Origin of the sequence: Hymenobacter lapidiphilus, assembly GCF_003417065.2 — a bacterium.
Lineage (GTDB): Bacteria > Bacteroidota > Bacteroidia > Cytophagales > Hymenobacteraceae > Hymenobacter.
The window spans coordinates 79,868-95,299 of record NZ_QVLT01000014.1 but is presented as its reverse complement, the minus strand read 5'-3'; the positions used below and the strand labels follow the sequence as shown (position 1 = coordinate 95,299).

Here is a 15,432-nt window from a genome sequence, read left to right as displayed (position 1 = left end):
TTCTATGCAACCAACTCTTTCTTCGCTTCGGCCGCTGCTTGGCGGCTTCTTTTTCGCCGTTCTGGCCAGCCAGCCAACCTTCGTTGCGGCACAGTCCAATCCTGTAAATCCGGCCACCACGGCTGGGCAAGCCGCGTCGCTCTGGGAGCCGGTGGCCGCGCCGGCAGCAGCCCGCAGCCCCGTAGCTGGCCCGCCTGCCCGCTGGTTCCGGCTCGATACCACCCAGCTGGCCGCCCGGCTGGCGCTGGCCCCGGCCGAAAACCAACCTGCGGCCCCGGTAGTGCTGGAACTGCCCCACCCCGATGGCCAGATGCACCGCTACGCTTTCACGCGGGTGCCCGTAATGGCCCCGGCGCTGGCCGCCCGCTACCCGCGCCTGCGCACGTTTGCCGGCCGCTCGCTCGATGAGCCCGCTGCCACCGTGCGCCTGGAGTGGACGCCAACCGGGCTGCACGCCCAGCTACTGGCCGCCGATGGGGCCGTCAGCAGCATTCTGACCGACGAGTCGGCCACCGCTTCCACCCTTTATCAGAGCCGCCCGCAGGCCCCGGTTGCTTTCGACTGCCAAAGCCTGTTGCCGCCCGATGCGCCGCTACAGCGCCCCGGTGATACGCCCCCGGCCCCACCTGCGCCATATGGCGGGCAGCTGCGCACGCTGCGCCTGGCCGTGGCCACTACCAACGAGTTTGTAAGCCGGCTGGGCGGCGGCACCGTAGCCGGTACCATGAGCGAAGTTGTGAAGCTGGTGAACTCGCTCAACGGCGTGTACGAGCGGGAACTGGCCCTGCGCCTGGAGCTGGTGGCCGGCAACGATAAGCTCATCTTCGCCGACGCCGCTACCAGCCCTTATTCCGATACCTCGCCCATAGGCCTGCTGAACGCCAATGCGGGCGTACTCAACACCCAAATTGGGGCCGCCAACTACGACCTGGGCCATGTACTGGGCTACAACAGCGGCGGCTACTCGGGGGTGGCTTACGTGGGCGTGGTGTGCTCCACTGCTTCGGGAATATCAGGCAAGGGCGGCGGGTCATCTACGGCCAGCAACGCTAATTTTCTTGCGGAAGTAACCCTGCACGAAATCGGGCACCAGCTGGGTTCCGGCCACACTTTCAACGGCGACAAAGGCATTTGCAGCGGCAACCGCAGCAACACTCTGGCCTACGAGCCGGGCGCGGGCAACACGGTGATGTCGTATGATGGACGCTGCAACCCCGACAACGTGGGGGAAGGCATTGTGTACTTTCATGCGGCCAGCCTGAGCGCCATTGTACCTAAACTCACCTGCGGCACGCTAACGGCCAACAACGGCAACCGCGCACCCACTGCGCAGGTGCCGGCCGGCTCGTTCGTTCTTCCCAAAGGCACCCCCTTTGCACTCACCGGTACCGCCACCGACCCCGACAACGATGCCTTGGCCTACAGCTGGGAGCAGCTGGATTTAGGCGACCCCAGCGGCCTGGCCGGGGCGGCCACCGACGCCAGCGCGCCGCCGCTGTTTCGCAGCTTTGTACCCAATACCAGCCCTACGCGCACGTTTCCGCAGCTAAACGCCGTCCTGAATAACACCAGTTCGGTGGGCGAAATTCTGCCACTGGTAGCGCGGCCGCTCAACTTCCGCCTTACCGTGCGCGACAACCGCGGCGGCGTGGCCGGCGCCAACCTGCGTATGAGCGTGGCCGATGCGGGTCCGTTTCGGGTAACGGCCCCGGCCGCAGCCCTCACGGCCGCTCCGGGCAGCACTTACGCCGTAACCTGGGATGTGCTCGGCACCGACCAGGCGCCCGTGAGCTGCGCCAACGTGCGGATTCTGTTTTCCAACGACGGCGGCCTGACCTTTCCTACCGTATTGGCGGCCAGCGTACCCAATAACGGTACGGCCTCGGTACGCCTGCCCAACCTGAACACCACCAAAGGCCGGCTTAAGGTGGAAGCCGTGGGCAACGTGTTTTTTGCCCTCAGCCCGGCCACCATTACCCTGAGCGGCCCGCTGGTCCCGCTGCCCGTTACGCTGGTCAGTTTTACGGCCGAGGCGCGCGGAACGACGGCCCAGCTACGCTGGCGCACGGCCACCGAGCTCAACAACTCGGGCTTTGCGGTAGAAGTATCCACTGATGGCACGGTTTTCCGGCGCCGGGCCTGGATACCCGGCCGCGGTGAGGCGGCCACTTACGAGTTCACCGACAGCCAGTTGCCCACCTACGGCTCGAAGCTGGTGTACTACCGCCTGCAGCAACTCGATTTCGACAGCACGGCCAGCCCGTCGGAGGTGCGGCCGGTGGCGGTGCCGGCTGGCAGCGCCGGCTGGCAGCTGTGGCCCAACCCCGCCCGCGAGGGCCGGGTAACGGTGGCCGGCCTGCCCGCTGGCCAGCCAGTGCAGCTGCTCGACCTAACGGGCCGCGTGCTGCTGACGACCATCATGCCGCCCACCGGCCCCCTGGCCCTGGAGTTGCCCGCGAGCCTGCGCGCCGGGCTGTACCTGGTGCGCAGCGGCAGCCAAAGCCAGCGACTAGTGGTGGAGTAGCCCTGTGGAGGCTGAAACCAGGAGTGAAATGAGGAGTGCGGCCCGGAGCCCCATTACCTTTTTTTCTACCTTGCCGTACTCCTGGTATCTACCTCGACCATCTGCTAGCCTATGTCCACTGCTTCTTCCCGCGTATTGCTGCTTGGCTGGAATGAAGTATTCCCTCCCCAGCCAGCGGCCATTGCGCCGCTCCGCACCCTGGTGCAGCAGCTGGCTCCGCTAGCCAACCTGGCGGTGCTGCTGCCCCACGAGCCGCAGCCGGCCTTTGCCGCCGCCGGGGACAGCCTGCGCACTACCGGGTTGGCCGAGCTGGACTTGGCCGCTATTCGGGCTGCCGCCCGCACCAGCCCGAGTCCGGCAGCGTGGCAGGCCCCGGCAGCCCCATACATCGGTAGCGGCAGTCCGGCCGCACCCTATCAGGGCGCCACTCCCAGGGTTTCGGCCAGGCCCATTGCCTCTGTTGCACCGGCAGCCTGGCGGCTGCGCCCGGCCAGCCGGCCAGCTGCCGGCCGAGCCCGCCCGCCCACCAGTCGCTTCGGCAGCGCCAGCGGCCAGAACCCCGGTCGATGGAGATTTCCCGGCTATCGGCACCCGGCCCGACCGCCCCGAACTGGTCGAACCGAACCCTGCACCATCTGCCCGCGCCGCCGGGCAGCCGAAGCAGGGCCCGGCTGATTCGACTACTCCTACTCCCTCCCATGTTGCGCTGGGTCCGCCACCGTCGCTCTCGCCGGTGCACGCCACGCTTACGCAGGAGCTGGCTGCCCTGGGGCGCAACCCGCCCAACGCTACAGCAGCCGACCTCAACTTTCAGGTAATTCAGTATGCGCGGTTTGCGACCAGCTGGGCCTGTGGCAAGCAGTTCGCCGTGATTTATGCCGTAGATTGGCCCACCTGGCTGGCGGCCATGGAAATCCGGCAGCTGACGGGCTGGCCCCTGGTGCTGCACGTGCATAGCCTGGCCCAGGAGCGGGCCGCCCCCTCCGAAACCGGCTGGGCCGTAGCCCTGGAACGCCTGGCCCTGCGCCGCGCCGATTTGGTGCTGGCTTCTACAGCCGAGGTAGCCAGCCTGCTGACCGAGCGGTATCAGTTGCCGCCCGAGCGGCTCCAGACAATTTCCGTCAGCAATACGGCCGCCATCAACGAGCGGCTGCTTCACATCGAACACCACCGGCCGGGCCATTCGGCCGGCTCCTTTATTACCCCTTCTTCAAAATGAGTTCCTCTACCTCCGCTACGCCAAATCGCCACGAATTCGATGCTCCCCTCGAAATGGACGGAGCCGACAACGGCGTGTTTGTAGTTGTACCCTTCGATGTGACGGCCGAATATGGCGTTAAGGGCGCACTGCCCGTGCAGGGCACCATCGATGGATTTCCTATTCGCCTGAACCTGACGCCGATGGGCGGCGAGAGCCATGGCTTCAGCGTGCGCAAGGAAGTGCGCAACGCAATTGGTAAAACCTGGGCCGATACCGTGCATGTAGTGCTGTGGCACGACACCGACCCCAGTGGCCTGGAGCTGCCCGCCGAGCTGGCGCAGGCCCTCGACCGCACCGGCCTGCAGGCCAGGTTCGACGCCCTGCCCTTCACCCAGCGCAAGCAGCTGGCCCAGCACATCAGCCGGGCCAAAAAGCCCGACGCCCGCGACCTGCGCATTACCGAGGCCCTGGAACAAGCCGAATCGGGCCGCAGAACGAAGAACACCTGAGCTGTTAGCTGTTAGCTGTTAGCTGTTAGCTGTTAGCTGAAAAAACGAATAAGCCCCCGTGCTCGGTTGAGTGCGGGGGCTTCTTATTCGGGCAGAATCAGGTCTTTTATGCAAGGAAGCTATCGGCTAACAGCTCAGATAAGCTCCAGCACTAGCGCTGTGCGGCTCGGGAGGTAGAGGCTGAGCTTATGGTTGCCGTTTTCCTCGAGGGTTTCGTAGCGGTACTCGTCGTCGATGCGGGCGAAACCACCGAAATCGGGGGCATCGGAATCGAGCACGATGCGGTAGCGGCCGGCCGCGGGTACCACGAAGCGGTAGTCGGGGATACTGTGCTCGGTGTGCAGGTTGAAGGCCAGCAGCAGTGGGCCGCGCTGAAATACAAGCACCTGGTTTTCGGGGTCGAGGTGGAGCTGGCGGGCCGGGCCGGCGGCCAGCAGGTGGCTGCTCCGGACCAGCTGAATCATGGCCCGGTCGAAGTTGAGCAGGTACTGGAACTTGAGGTCGGGGTTGTCGGCCAGGTTCCACTGGCGGCGGGCGAAGTGGTGGCTCCAGTCGTTGCCTTCGCGCGGGAAATCGACCCACTCGGGGTGGCCGAACTCGTTGCCGATAAAGTTGAGGTAGGCCTCACCGCCCAGGCTGATAGTGAGCAGGCGGATGAGCTTATGCAGGGCCACGCCCCGGGCCGCAACCGGGTCGGCATCGTGGCGGGCCATGTGCTGGTAAATGGCCTCATCGAGCAGCCACTGGGCCAGCGTTTTGTCGCCTACCAGGGCCTGGTCATGGCTTTCGGCGTAGGCCACGGTTTTCTCGCCGTCGCGGCGGTTGTTCAGCACGTACCACAGGTCGTAGAGGTTCCAGTCTTCGTCGCGGGTGTGCTTGAGCAGCTTGATCCAGTAATCGGGAATGCCCATGCCCAGCCGGTAGCCGAATCCCACCCCACCCTCGGCAATGGGCCGGCACAGACCGGGCATGCCGCTCATATCTTCGGCAATCAGCAGGGCGCTGCGCTTGATTTCGTGCACCAGCGTGGTGGCCAGCTGCAGGTACAACACCGCGTCCTCATCCACCTCGGGCCCGAAATACGACTCGTAGCCGCCGAAGCTCACGCCTTCGCCGTGGTGGTGGTAGAGCATGCTGGTGATACCATCGAAGCGGAAGCCGTCGATGTGGAAATCCTCAAGCCAGTAGCGCAGGTTACTGAGCAGAAACTGCTGCACTTCGGGCTTGCCGTAGTCGAAGAGGCGCGAATCCCAGCCCGAATGCTCGCCCCGAGTTCCGGCGTGAAAGTACTGGTGGCCCGAGCCGTCGAAGTTCGCCAGGCCCTCGGCCTCGTTTTTCACGGCGTGCGAGTGTACCACATCGAGCAGCACGGCCAGGCCCAGCCGGTGGGCTTCGTTGATGAGGTACTTCAGCTCTTCGGGCGTGCCGAAGCGTGATGACACGGCGAAAAAGTTGGCCACATGGTAGCCGAACGAGCCGTAGTACGGGTGCTCCATCACGGCCATCAGCTGCACGCAGTTGTAGCCGCCGGCCGCAATGCGGGGCAGCACCTGGTCGGCAAACTCGAGGTAGGAGCCCACCCGGGCCTCTTCCAGCGCCATACCCACATGCGCCTCATAAATCAGCGGCTCGCGCACGGCGTTAGCCACCCGAAACTTCTGGTCGGTCCAGGCAAAAAGGGTTTCGGGCCGCCAGACCTGGCCAGCGAAGTCGTGGGTTTCGGGGTGCTGCACGGCCCGGCGCAGGGTGGCCGGCAGGCGGTCCTGGGCACCGTGGGCCGATACCACGTGTACTTTGTAGAGGGAGTGGTGCGTGAGGCGGTCTTTGTACTCTTTGTCGGGTAGAAACGCCTCCCACACGCCATCCTCGCCCTTCGTTAACGGGGTAGCCTGCCGGTTCCAGTCGTTGAAGTCGCCAATCAGGCTCAGGGCCTGGGCGGCGGGCGCCCACTCGCGGTACCAGTGGCCGCGGCGGCGGCCGTCGTAGTGCAGGCCTAGGCGCTGGTGGGCACTGGCAAATTTGCTCAGGGTGCCATGCTGCTCCCGGATATCGGCCAGCCGCTGCTCCAGCCGCTGCTGCCGGCGGCGCAGCACTGGCTCGTAGGGCGCCAGCCAGGGGTCGTGCTGCACGAGGGGCAGCGCGGCGGGGGCAACGGCAGAATCGGGCGAAGTAGTTGGCGTGGTCATGGCAGAAGCGGCAAAGGTGCAGGGTTGCGCTCAAAACTACGTGGAATCAGATGAGGTGGCCCAATTTGCCGCAAAGTTGGTGGCCGAGTTGGTTGCCCGCAGACAGAAACCCCGTCATCCTGAGCGAGCGAAGAATCCTGCGTGCTCACGTCAGCGCACCGTTACGACGTCAGCACGCGAGATTCTTCGCTGCGCTCAGAATGACAGGTCATTTGAGCCGAAATCGGCTTATCTTACCCGTATGAAGCACTTTTCCTACCTGCTGCTGCTGGCCGGGCTGGCCGCCTGCACCACGGCCCCGCCTGCTACCTCCCCCACGACCTTAACCGCCCCCACGCTGGCCGCGCCGGTACCGGTGGCTACGCCCGTTGTTACCTCTAAAGCCATGGTTACGTCGGCTCACCCCGAAGCCACGCGCATTGGGGTAGCGGTGCTGCAGCGCGGCGGCAACGCCTACGACGCGGCCGTGGCCGTGCAGTTTGCGCTGGCTGTGGCCCTGCCGGTGGCCGGCAACATCGGGGGCGGCGGCTTCGTGCTCTACCGCGGCGCCGACGGCCGGGAGGGGGCCTTGGACTTCCGTGAAACGGCCCCCGCCGCCGCCACCCGCGACATGTACCTCGACGCGGCCGGCAACGTGGTGCCCAACCTAAGCACCCGCGGCCACCGCGCGGCCGGCGTGCCGGGCACCGTGGCGGGCATGTGGGCGCTGCACCAGAAGCTGGGCAAGCTGCCGTGGCGCGAGGTAGTAGAGCCGGCCGTACAGCTGGCCGCCCAGGGCCTCACGCTCACAACCAAAGAAGCCGCCGGCCTCAACGCCCAACAAACCGATTTCGCCCAGTTCAACCCCGCCAGCGCCTACCTGAAAAACACGCCCTGGCAGCCCGGCGAAACCATCCAATACCCGGAACTGGCCCGCACGCTGGGCCGCATTCGCGACCAGGGCGCGGCCGGTTTCTACGCGGGCGAAACGGCGGATTTGCTCGTGGCCGAAATGAAGCGCGGCGGCGGCCTCATCACCAATGCCGACCTGGCCGCCTACCAGCCTAAGTGGCGCACGCCGTTGCGCGGGAGCTACCGGGGCTACGAGGTGCTCACGTTTCCGCCGCCCAGCTCGGGGGGCGTGGCGCTGCTGCAGATGCTGCAGATGCTGGAGCCCTACAACCTGCAGGCTGCCGGCTGGCACGCGCCTCAGGCCGTGCACTGGCTAACCGAGGCCGAGCGCCGGGTGTACGCCGACCGCGCCACCTACCTCGGCGACCCCGACTTCGGCCGCGTGCCGGTGGCCAAACTGCTCGACCCGACCTACAACCGCCGCCGCATGGCCACCGTGCAGCCGCGGCGGGCCACGCCCAGCGCCCAGGTAGCGGCCGGCGCGGACCTGCCGGGCTATGAGTCGGACCAGACTACGCACTACAATATTGTAGATGCCCAGGGCAACGCGGTGAGCTGCACCACCACGCTCAACGGAGCCTACGGCAGCAAAGTAGTAGTGGCCGGAGCGGGTTTTCTACTCAATAATGAGATGGACGATTTCAGCAGTAAGGCCGGCACGCCCAACGCCTACGGGCTGGTGGGCGGCGCGGCCAACGCCATTGCGCCCGGCAAGCGCATGCTTTCCTCGATGACGCCGGCCATCCTGCTCAAAGATAAAAAGCTGGCCCTGGTCATCGGTACGCCCGGCGGCAGCACCATCATCACGAGCGTACTGCAGGGCATTATCAACGTCGTCGACTACGGCCAGAACGCCCAGCAGGCCGTGGCCGCGCCACGCCTGCACCACCAGTGGCTCCCCGACCAGCTCGATGTAGAAGCCGGGGCCCTGCTGCCCGCCGCCCAGGATTCGCTCCGGGCCCGCGGCTACCAGCTTAACGCCCGCAGCCCCTGGGGCCGCCTGGAAATCATCCGGGTACTGCCCAACGGCCGCCTCGAAGGTGGCGCCGACCCCCGCGGCGACGATAACGCGGCGGGATATTAGTTTTGAGAAGCTAGAAGTCAGGAGCTAGAAGCTAGAATATCGTCTGGCGTCCCCTGAAATGCGGTGCAAGGCAAAGGACCTTACCATGCCCGAACGGCCGTAACAACGACTCGCTCTTGCTTGGTAAGGTCCTCCTTTTGTCGGGATGACAGGCTCTGAAAGATTCTATCTTCTAGCTCCTATCTCCTGGCTTCTCAAATTACGCCGACTGTAGCGACTTGGCGGCCTGGCTGAGCGTCTGGCCCAGCTGCTGGAGCTTGTCTTTGGCGTCGTCGGTGGCGCTGGCAGCAGCTTTGGTGGTGTGCTCGCCCAGGGTGCTCAGCGACTTACTGATCTGCGAGGCGTCACCGCCGCCGATAGCGGTTTTCAGGTTTTTCAGCTCGTCGGCAATGGCGCTCAGGGCGGGGCTATTGGCTCCGTTGAGGGTCGAAACCCAGCTGTCGATGTTGCCGCCGGCCGCCGGGGCGGCTTGGCTCAGGCCGCCTTGCAGGGCCTGGAGGGTAGCGTCGAGTTGGCTGGTGGAAGTGGAAGCACTCATAGTAGGTGTGGTTATGGTGGAAGAATTGAACACCACTAGTACCGCTCACCGGCTTTAAAAGTTGATAGTCAAATAATTAAACATCTACTGCCAAAACATATCAGGCCTTGAATGGTACGCAACTAAAGTCCCTTACAAACGAAAAAATTCGGATTCCGAGAGCTGCTTACGCGGCTTTCAGAACCCGAATTTTACACGAGCTTAATCTATTTGATTACAAAATTTTGGCCGAATCGGCCCGTGGCATTTTCAGGTTGCCGGCGGCAATTACCAACGTCTGGCCCAGATGGCGCAGCTGGTCGCCGGTGTTATCGGTAAGGCTGTGCATGCCGGAGGCGATGCGCGAGGTTTCGGTACCCAGCATCTGGAGGGTGGCGGCAATAGCGGGCCGGTCGTCGCGCTCGACGTAGGAGCGCAGGTTGCGCAACTCCTTTTGCAGCCCGTTCAGGGCCGAGCCACCCAGCCCGTCGAGGGCATCAATCCAGCTGTCAATGTCGCCCAAGCCAGCCTCCAGGGGGTTGGCACCCGGGTTGTCGAAGGTGTCATAGATGTTGCGGACGGTCTTGTCGATGCGGCTAGCGTGGTTCATAAGGCAAAGAAATTAGGGAAGAATTGTTGAGTGAGATGTACGCCGGCCGGCCGGGCGGTGTTGCCTGGGTGGTCTGGATGAGCGGGGTTCAGCCAAGCCAAGCCACCCTTCATCCAGCTCTGAACGCAAGGCTACGAATGGCTTAAAGCCCAAAGATCCAACAAAACCCGGATTGCTGGCGCATTGCTGCCTGGAAATTCGGGCCGCCTTGCCTTATAAGGCGGCTGTTCATTCACCCACCGCTGTTAGGTCGAAGGTCAGCCGGAACTCGTTGCGGATGGCGTAAGAGCCCAGGTTCTGAAAGAAGCTGCTGGAGTTGTAGTGGATGCCGAACTGGGTGCGGTCGAGGGTGGCGTTGCCGCTGATGTGCAGCCGCCCGTCGGGCCGCGGCTCCACCGCGAGCGGGAAACGGACGGGCCGGGTAACTCCGCGTAGCGTGAGTTGGCCAATAGCTACGCCAGCCCGCACTTCCCGCAGCTCAAATACGGCCGTCGGATACTTAGCCACCGCGAAAAAATCTTCTCCGCGCAGGTGTTCGGCCAACTGGGCCTGCTCCTGTTCCAGGGTGGTCATATCGAACTCGAAACGACCGTTACGCAACGTGCGGCCGTCGTAGCTGAAGCGGCCGCGGCGGAGCTGCACGGTACCGCTGGGCGCGTAGCCGCCCACTTCGGCATAGCCAGTCCAGGTAACGGCGGCCGGCCCGACCCGGTAAGTGGCCACGGCCGCCCGAACCGCCGCCCGTGGCGGAGTAGCGGAACCGGTTTGGGGTGTAGCAGAGGTGAGCAACAGTATAAGGGCGAGGAATTTCATGGGTTGAGAAGAAAGTGGGCGCGGACTTGGATTCGCGGCCCGGGTACGGAAAAGTGAGTGGAGCAATTGCCAGCAGCGGCGCGTTGGTGTTACTGCGGGGTGGCTTCGGTTTCAATCAGCCCGAAGCCTTTGTAGAGCTTGCCGGCCGGGTCGCGGGCCAGCACGTACCAGAGCGCGTCGCCGCCGTACAGGCCCCGGGCGCTATCGGCGTAGCGGTAGTTCTGGGCGAAGGTGTAGGTGCGGCCGGGGCGCAGGCGGCCGTTTAGGCATTGAAAAAGGGCGGCAAACTCGGCGGAATTTTGGTGCAGGTTGGCCTGCCAGCCGGCTTCACTGTACCAGATAAAGCTGCCGCATTCCACCACCGTCAGCTCCTGCCCCACTTCGGAGCGCACCATCGTGCTGTGCTGCCAGACGAAGCCGCCGGGCTGCCCGGGGTTGGGTTTAGGGTACACTGGGTTGGGCGTGTGCCAGAGCGTGAGGCCCACGGGCACCTGCCGGAGCTTATCGGGCAGCAGGCGGCGGTGGTCGGTCCAGGCCGGGTTTGGGGCCGGGGCCGGAGTAGCCTGGGCCAGCAGGGCGGCCGGCGCGGCATTCAGGGCGGTGAGTAGCAGCAGTAGTTTCATGGGACTTGGGGGTTGAGGAACGACCCAAAGGTGCCCGCTCAAACTGCCCCAAGCGCCCCGAATCCAACATCGGGACGCCCCAAATCGTGATGTGGGCGCTATTCCGGTGAATAAGGTTCAGGGTGTGGTGCCACGACTTTACGTCGTGGTGCCACGCCGGCCATACTGCGCCATTTGCGCCGCCTGAACGCTAAGCCCGCTCATTTATCACCCACTTACTCGCCGTCGCTCCACTCCCGGGGGGCCAGGCCGGTGAACTGCTTGAAGATGCGGTTGAAGGTGGTTTTGGAGTTGAAGCCGCACTCCAGGGCCAGCCCCAGCAGCGTGAGGCGCTGGGCATCGGGGGTGGCGAGGCGGCGCTTTACCTCGGCCACCCGGTAGCCGTTTATCAGGTCGTTGAAACTCTGGCCGAAGCCTTGGTTGACGGTGAACGAAATCAGGCGCGGGGCCAGGCCGGTGTGGGCCGACAGTTCGGCCAGCGTAAGCGTGGGGTTGAGGTAGAGCCGCTCCTCTTCCAGCGCCCGCCGGATGCGGGCCAGCACCGCAGCATCAACGGCCGGCGCGGTAGTCGTTGGGGTAGCAGGCGCTGGGGCTGGAAACGCGTTGCCAGAACCGGGCGGCACAGCGGAAACCAGCAGGCCCTCCGCCCCGCTGGTGGCTGCGGTTACGGGTGCGGCTACTTCGGGCACGAAGCTGACGGCCCGCATATCGGCTTGGCGCAGGCCCACCACGCCAATCAGGAACAGCACGCCGCCCAGCAGCTCGGTGGAGTAATCGTACTGATAATAAATGTCGAAAAACTCGCGCAGCACCACTTCCAGCAGCCATTGCAGACTCACGAGGCCCACCAGCACCAGCAATACCCGCAGCCAGCGCAGGCGCAGCTCGGAGGTTTCGGAGAAGTTGTCGGGTAGCCAGCGCCCGTACTGCCGCAGCAGGTGCAGACTCAGCCCCAGATACACCGTGAGCGACACCCAGGTACCGATGAACTCCAGTCGGTAGGTATAAGGTCGGTGCACGTGCTCCCAGAACCAGGCGCGAGTAGCGTAGGGCTGGGTGCGCAGGCCCCAGTACAGGGCGGCCTGCAACAGCACCGGCCCAAAGTGCCACAGCTGCCGCGCCCGAAACCGGAAATCGTGGTTAACGAGGCTACGGACGTAGAAATACAGCAGCGGCCCGAAAGCGAAGGAGTAGTAGATGGGCGCGAAATACCAGTTGGCATTCTGGCCGTAGATGCCCGCGACGCGGAAAAAGCTATCCAGCAACCACAGGGCAATGGCCAGCATAAGCAGCGCCAGAAAGCCATTGGGCAGGCGGTTGCGGCGGGCCAGCGCCAGCAGACCGGCCGCAAAAACAGCCTGCGCCACCACCGCCAGCAGCACCAACACAAGCGGGATAAAGGGTATCTGCATGGCTTTTTTGACAGTCGGCGACTGGATCTGGGTTGACGACCAATCCGGTTGGGCCCGACCCGGACTACCCGCGCCTATCCGGGCCAAAAGGTAGCAAATCGGAAGCTGGCGCGGCGCAGGGCCCGGCCAAATAACTTTCTAATTTGCAGTATCCTCAACTACTCCCCATACCCTCTGCAGCGCCTGCCCGCAGTTCTGTTAGTACCTGGTTTGCACGATGAGTAAGTTCCTATTTTGAATAATACGCCGGCAATTCGACAAGGCAAACCCGAACATTTAGCATCAATCTGCCCTAGCAACTCCAAAAAAACATCTGGCGGGCACACGCCAATATACTATGCGGCTGTAGCTTTAGGCCCGGCTTATAGCATTAGAACCAGACCGTCAATCTCCGCTTGTATATGCCTGCTGCCCATGAATTGCCTGCTCTCAATCCGGAGGCGTCATCTGCTTATCTGCCGGCTCTCACCGGCGTGCGGGCCGTAGCGGCCTACTTGGTATATCTGCACCACTTCAATCCGTTGCAGACAGGTCCCGGAATCGAAGGAACGCTGGAGAAAATAGTGCGCGAGTTTCATGTGGGCGTACCTGTTTTTTTCGTGCTCAGCGGGTTTCTTATCGCCTTGCGCTACGCTGGTACCGAGCAGATGACAGTGGAATGGTGGGGGCGCTACCTACGCAACCGGGTGGCCCGCATTTATCCCATGTATTTCTTGGTGACGGCGCTGGCTTTTGCGGGCATCTGGTACAATACCCGGACTTTTTCGCCGGGAGTCTGGCTACTAAACATTACGTTTTTACGCGGCTTTTTCGAGGGTTTCGTCTATTCAGGTGTAGCGCAGGGCTGGACTCTGACAGTAGAAGAGTGCTTCTACTTAAGCGCGCCATTCGTCTTCCTGCTACTTCGGTGGCGGCCCCGGCTACTGTGGCTGCTTCCGCCGTTGCTGCTGGGATTAGGAGCAATATTGGTCGGGCTGCTTGGCCCGAAACAGCTCTACGGGCTATTCGGAAATCTGCGGTTCATGCTGCTGTTCACCTTTTTCGGCCGGGCCACCGAGTTTTTCGTGGGCATTCAGCTGGCTCTCTGGTTTCGGCAGGGGCGGCTACAACCCAAATCAGGAAGTAGCCGGACAGTTGCCGGGCTATTGGCCTTCGGAGCCGTCATTTTGCTGCTGAATGCAATTCGCGGGCCTTACACTTTCGGGCAGGAGCACCCGGTGGGCATTATTCTCAATAATATAGTGCTGCCGGTGGCCATTGCGCTCTGGTTTGCTGGGCTTCTGACAGAGCAAACCGCACTACGCCGGCTGCTCGGCAGCCAAACGATGCAGATCCTGGGACGTAGCTCGTATGTCTTTTACCTCATCCACATGGGGGTTCCGCACGGCATCGTGACGAGGTTTATCACAGCTCAGCCGCTACTGGTTTTTCTGCTGCTGAATGTGGCCGCAATCGGGTTGCACTACTTGGTAGAGGAACCATTCAACCGCTGGCTCCGCATAGTCCGGCTCCCAGGGCGGCGCAGGGTGGCATATGACGGCGTAGCCTGAATTGATACGCGGCCGAAAACTGCGTAAGTTGGGCGCATGCTCCGATTATTCTTGCCTTTTTTCGGGTTTATTTTGCTGCTGGCCAGCTGCCAGACCAACTCCGTCGATACGCCGGCCGCCGACTGCTCGCCGCCGCCGGCCCCGTTTGCAGTACGCTCCCCGGGCTGGGCCGCCAACGCCAGCATCTACGAGGTCAACATCCGCCAGTACACGCCCGAGGGCACCTTCCGGGCTTTTGAGGCTCATTTGCCCCGCCTCGACAGCATGGGCGTGGGCATTCTGTGGCTGATGCCCATCAACCCGATTGGCCAGGAAAAGCGCAAGGGCAGCCTCGGCAGCTACTACTCGGTGCGCGACTACCGGGCCGTGAATCCCGAAATGGGCACGCTGGTCGATTTGCGCCACCTCGTGGCCGCTGCCCATAAGCGCGGCATGCACGTCATCCTCGACTGGGTGGCCAACCACACCAGCTGGGACAGCGAGCTGGCCCGCCAGCACCCCGACTGGTTTCTGCGCGACTCGCTGGGCCGCTTCCGGCCCCCGGTAGCCGACTGGCAGGACGTAATCGCGCTGGATTTCAGCAGGCCCGACTTGCGCCGCTACATGACCGAAAGTATGGTCTACTGGGTGCGGGCAGCCGATGTGGACGGGTTCCGCTGCGACGTGGCCGGGCTGGTGCCCACCCATTTCTGGAACAACACCCGCGCCGCCCTCGACAGCCTTAAGCCCGTGTTTATGCTGGCCGAGTGGGACGAGCTGCACGACCCGCCGTTCCTCAAACCGGGCGAATTTAACCCCAACACCCGTCTGCTCGAAAAGGCCTTCGATGCCACTTACGCCCTGCGCCTGCGCTATTTGCTCGATAGCATTGCCCAGGGCCGGCAGCCCGCTCGCGCCATTGATACCTACCTGGCGGCCGAGCGGGCCAAGTATCCGGCCGGCGTGTACCTGATGAACTTCACGAGCAGCCACGACATTAATAGCTGGAGCGGCACCGAATACGAGCGGCTGGGGGCCAACGCCCTGCCTCAGGCCGTGCTGGCGGCCCTGCTGCCGGGCATCCCGATGGTGTACTCGGGCCAGGAGGCCGCCCTGAAAAAGCGGCTCAGCTTCTTCGAAAAAGACCCGATTCCGTGGAATGGCTACCCACTTCAGGATTTCTATACCACACTGCTGCAGCTTAAAAAGCGCAACCCGGCCCTGGCCAACGGCGACCCGTGTGCCGAATTTGAATCCCTGCCCGTCAGCGCCAGCCCCGAGGTGTACGGCTTCGTGCGCCGCCGCCAGCAGCAGGCCGTGCTCACGCTCGTAAACTTCGCTAAGCAGCCGCACGAGCTGACCCTGCGCGGCCTCGGGCCGGGCATCTACCGGGAGCTGTTCAGTGGCCAGGTGCAGCGGCTGGGCTCGGGCTCGAAGGTGCCGCTGCGGGCCCACGGCTACCGCGTGTTCGAGCGCCTGCCCGATCCGGACTAGCGCGGGCAGACGTTCAGCTAAACAGCCGGTTGACTGCTG

At 63.7% G+C, this 15,432-nt stretch carries 13 protein-coding genes; 7 read left to right on the top strand and 6 right to left on the bottom strand.

What is annotated here, in order from left to right:
* Positions 1-4: 4 nt before the first annotated feature.
* The 4 genes from D0N36_RS10385 to D0N36_RS10370 all read left to right on the top strand — a co-directional run bounded on the left by D0N36_RS10385 (position 5) and on the right by D0N36_RS10370 (position 4,234).
* Positions 5-2,524 carry a reprolysin-like metallopeptidase gene (locus tag D0N36_RS10385; protein ID WP_116941322.1) on the top strand — a complete coding sequence of 840 codons (2,520 nt, stop codon included), beginning with the start codon at positions 5-7 and terminating at the stop codon, positions 2,522-2,524.
* 111 nt (positions 2,525-2,635) lie between these two features.
* Complete coding sequence (locus D0N36_RS10380) at positions 2,636-3,199, top strand: flagellar biosynthesis protein FlhF (protein WP_190242613.1); 564 nt, start codon at positions 2,636-2,638, stop codon at positions 3,197-3,199.
* 58 nt (positions 3,200-3,257) lie between these two features.
* Positions 3,258-3,743: a glycosyltransferase gene (locus tag D0N36_RS10375; RefSeq protein ID WP_190242612.1), complete on the top strand. Its 486-nt coding sequence runs from the start codon at positions 3,258-3,260 to the stop codon at positions 3,741-3,743.
* Positions 3,740-4,234: a DUF1905 domain-containing protein gene (locus D0N36_RS10370; RefSeq protein ID WP_116941320.1), complete on the top strand. Its 495-nt coding sequence runs from the start codon at positions 3,740-3,742 to the stop codon at positions 4,232-4,234. The genes D0N36_RS10375 and D0N36_RS10370 overlap by 4 nt, the downstream gene beginning before the upstream one ends.
* A 134-nt stretch (positions 4,235-4,368) precedes the next feature.
* Here D0N36_RS10370 and D0N36_RS10365 read toward each other — a convergent pair whose 3' ends face one another.
* A complete protein-coding gene (locus D0N36_RS10365) occupies positions 4,369-6,420 on the bottom strand; it encodes an alpha amylase C-terminal domain-containing protein (protein ID WP_116941319.1) in 2,052 nt (683 codons plus the stop codon).
* 241 nt (positions 6,421-6,661) lie between these two features.
* Between D0N36_RS10365 and ggt the strand changes: the two genes are divergently transcribed.
* On the top strand, positions 6,662-8,395 hold the full coding sequence (ggt, locus tag D0N36_RS10360; protein ID WP_116941318.1) for a gamma-glutamyltransferase: 1,734 nt from the start codon (positions 6,662-6,664) through the stop codon (positions 8,393-8,395).
* Positions 8,396-8,594: 199 nt separating this feature from the next.
* On the opposite strand, the gene D0N36_RS10355 is transcribed toward ggt, so the two are convergent.
* The 5 genes from D0N36_RS10355 to D0N36_RS10335 form a co-directional block, all read right to left on the bottom strand.
* Positions 8,595-8,933, bottom strand: a complete 339-nt coding sequence (locus tag D0N36_RS10355) for a hypothetical protein (RefSeq protein WP_116941317.1) — start codon at positions 8,931-8,933, stop codon at positions 8,595-8,597.
* 214 nt (positions 8,934-9,147) lie between these two features.
* The gene (locus tag D0N36_RS10350; RefSeq protein ID WP_116941316.1) at positions 9,148-9,522 is read right to left on the bottom strand and encodes a hypothetical protein; all 375 of its coding nucleotides are present in this window, start codon (positions 9,520-9,522) and stop codon (positions 9,148-9,150) included.
* A 228-nt stretch (positions 9,523-9,750) separates the two neighbouring features.
* Positions 9,751-10,335 carry a YceI family protein gene (locus D0N36_RS10345; RefSeq protein WP_116941315.1) on the bottom strand — a complete coding sequence of 195 codons (585 nt, stop codon included), beginning with the start codon at positions 10,333-10,335 and terminating at the stop codon, positions 9,751-9,753.
* Positions 10,336-10,424: 89 nt separating this feature from the next.
* Entirely contained in the window at positions 10,425-10,958 is a 534-nt protein-coding gene (locus tag D0N36_RS10340) for a hypothetical protein (protein WP_116941314.1), read from the bottom strand.
* Between the two features lie 215 nt (positions 10,959-11,173).
* The gene (locus tag D0N36_RS10335) at positions 11,174-12,370 is read right to left on the bottom strand and encodes a helix-turn-helix domain-containing protein (RefSeq protein ID WP_116941313.1); all 1,197 of its coding nucleotides are present in this window, start codon (positions 12,368-12,370) and stop codon (positions 11,174-11,176) included.
* A 401-nt stretch (positions 12,371-12,771) separates the two neighbouring features.
* On the opposite strand from D0N36_RS10335, the gene D0N36_RS10330 reads away from it, so the two are divergent.
* Together D0N36_RS10330 and D0N36_RS10325 are read left to right on the top strand one after the other, a co-directional pair.
* Positions 12,772-13,920 (top strand): acyltransferase family protein, encoded by a 1,149-nt coding sequence (locus tag D0N36_RS10330; RefSeq protein WP_116941312.1) that lies wholly within the window; start codon positions 12,772-12,774, stop codon positions 13,918-13,920.
* 36 nt (positions 13,921-13,956) lie between these two features.
* Complete coding sequence (locus tag D0N36_RS10325; RefSeq protein WP_116941311.1) at positions 13,957-15,393, top strand: alpha-amylase family glycosyl hydrolase; 1,437 nt, start codon at positions 13,957-13,959, stop codon at positions 15,391-15,393.
* Positions 15,394-15,432 lie beyond the last annotated feature (39 nt).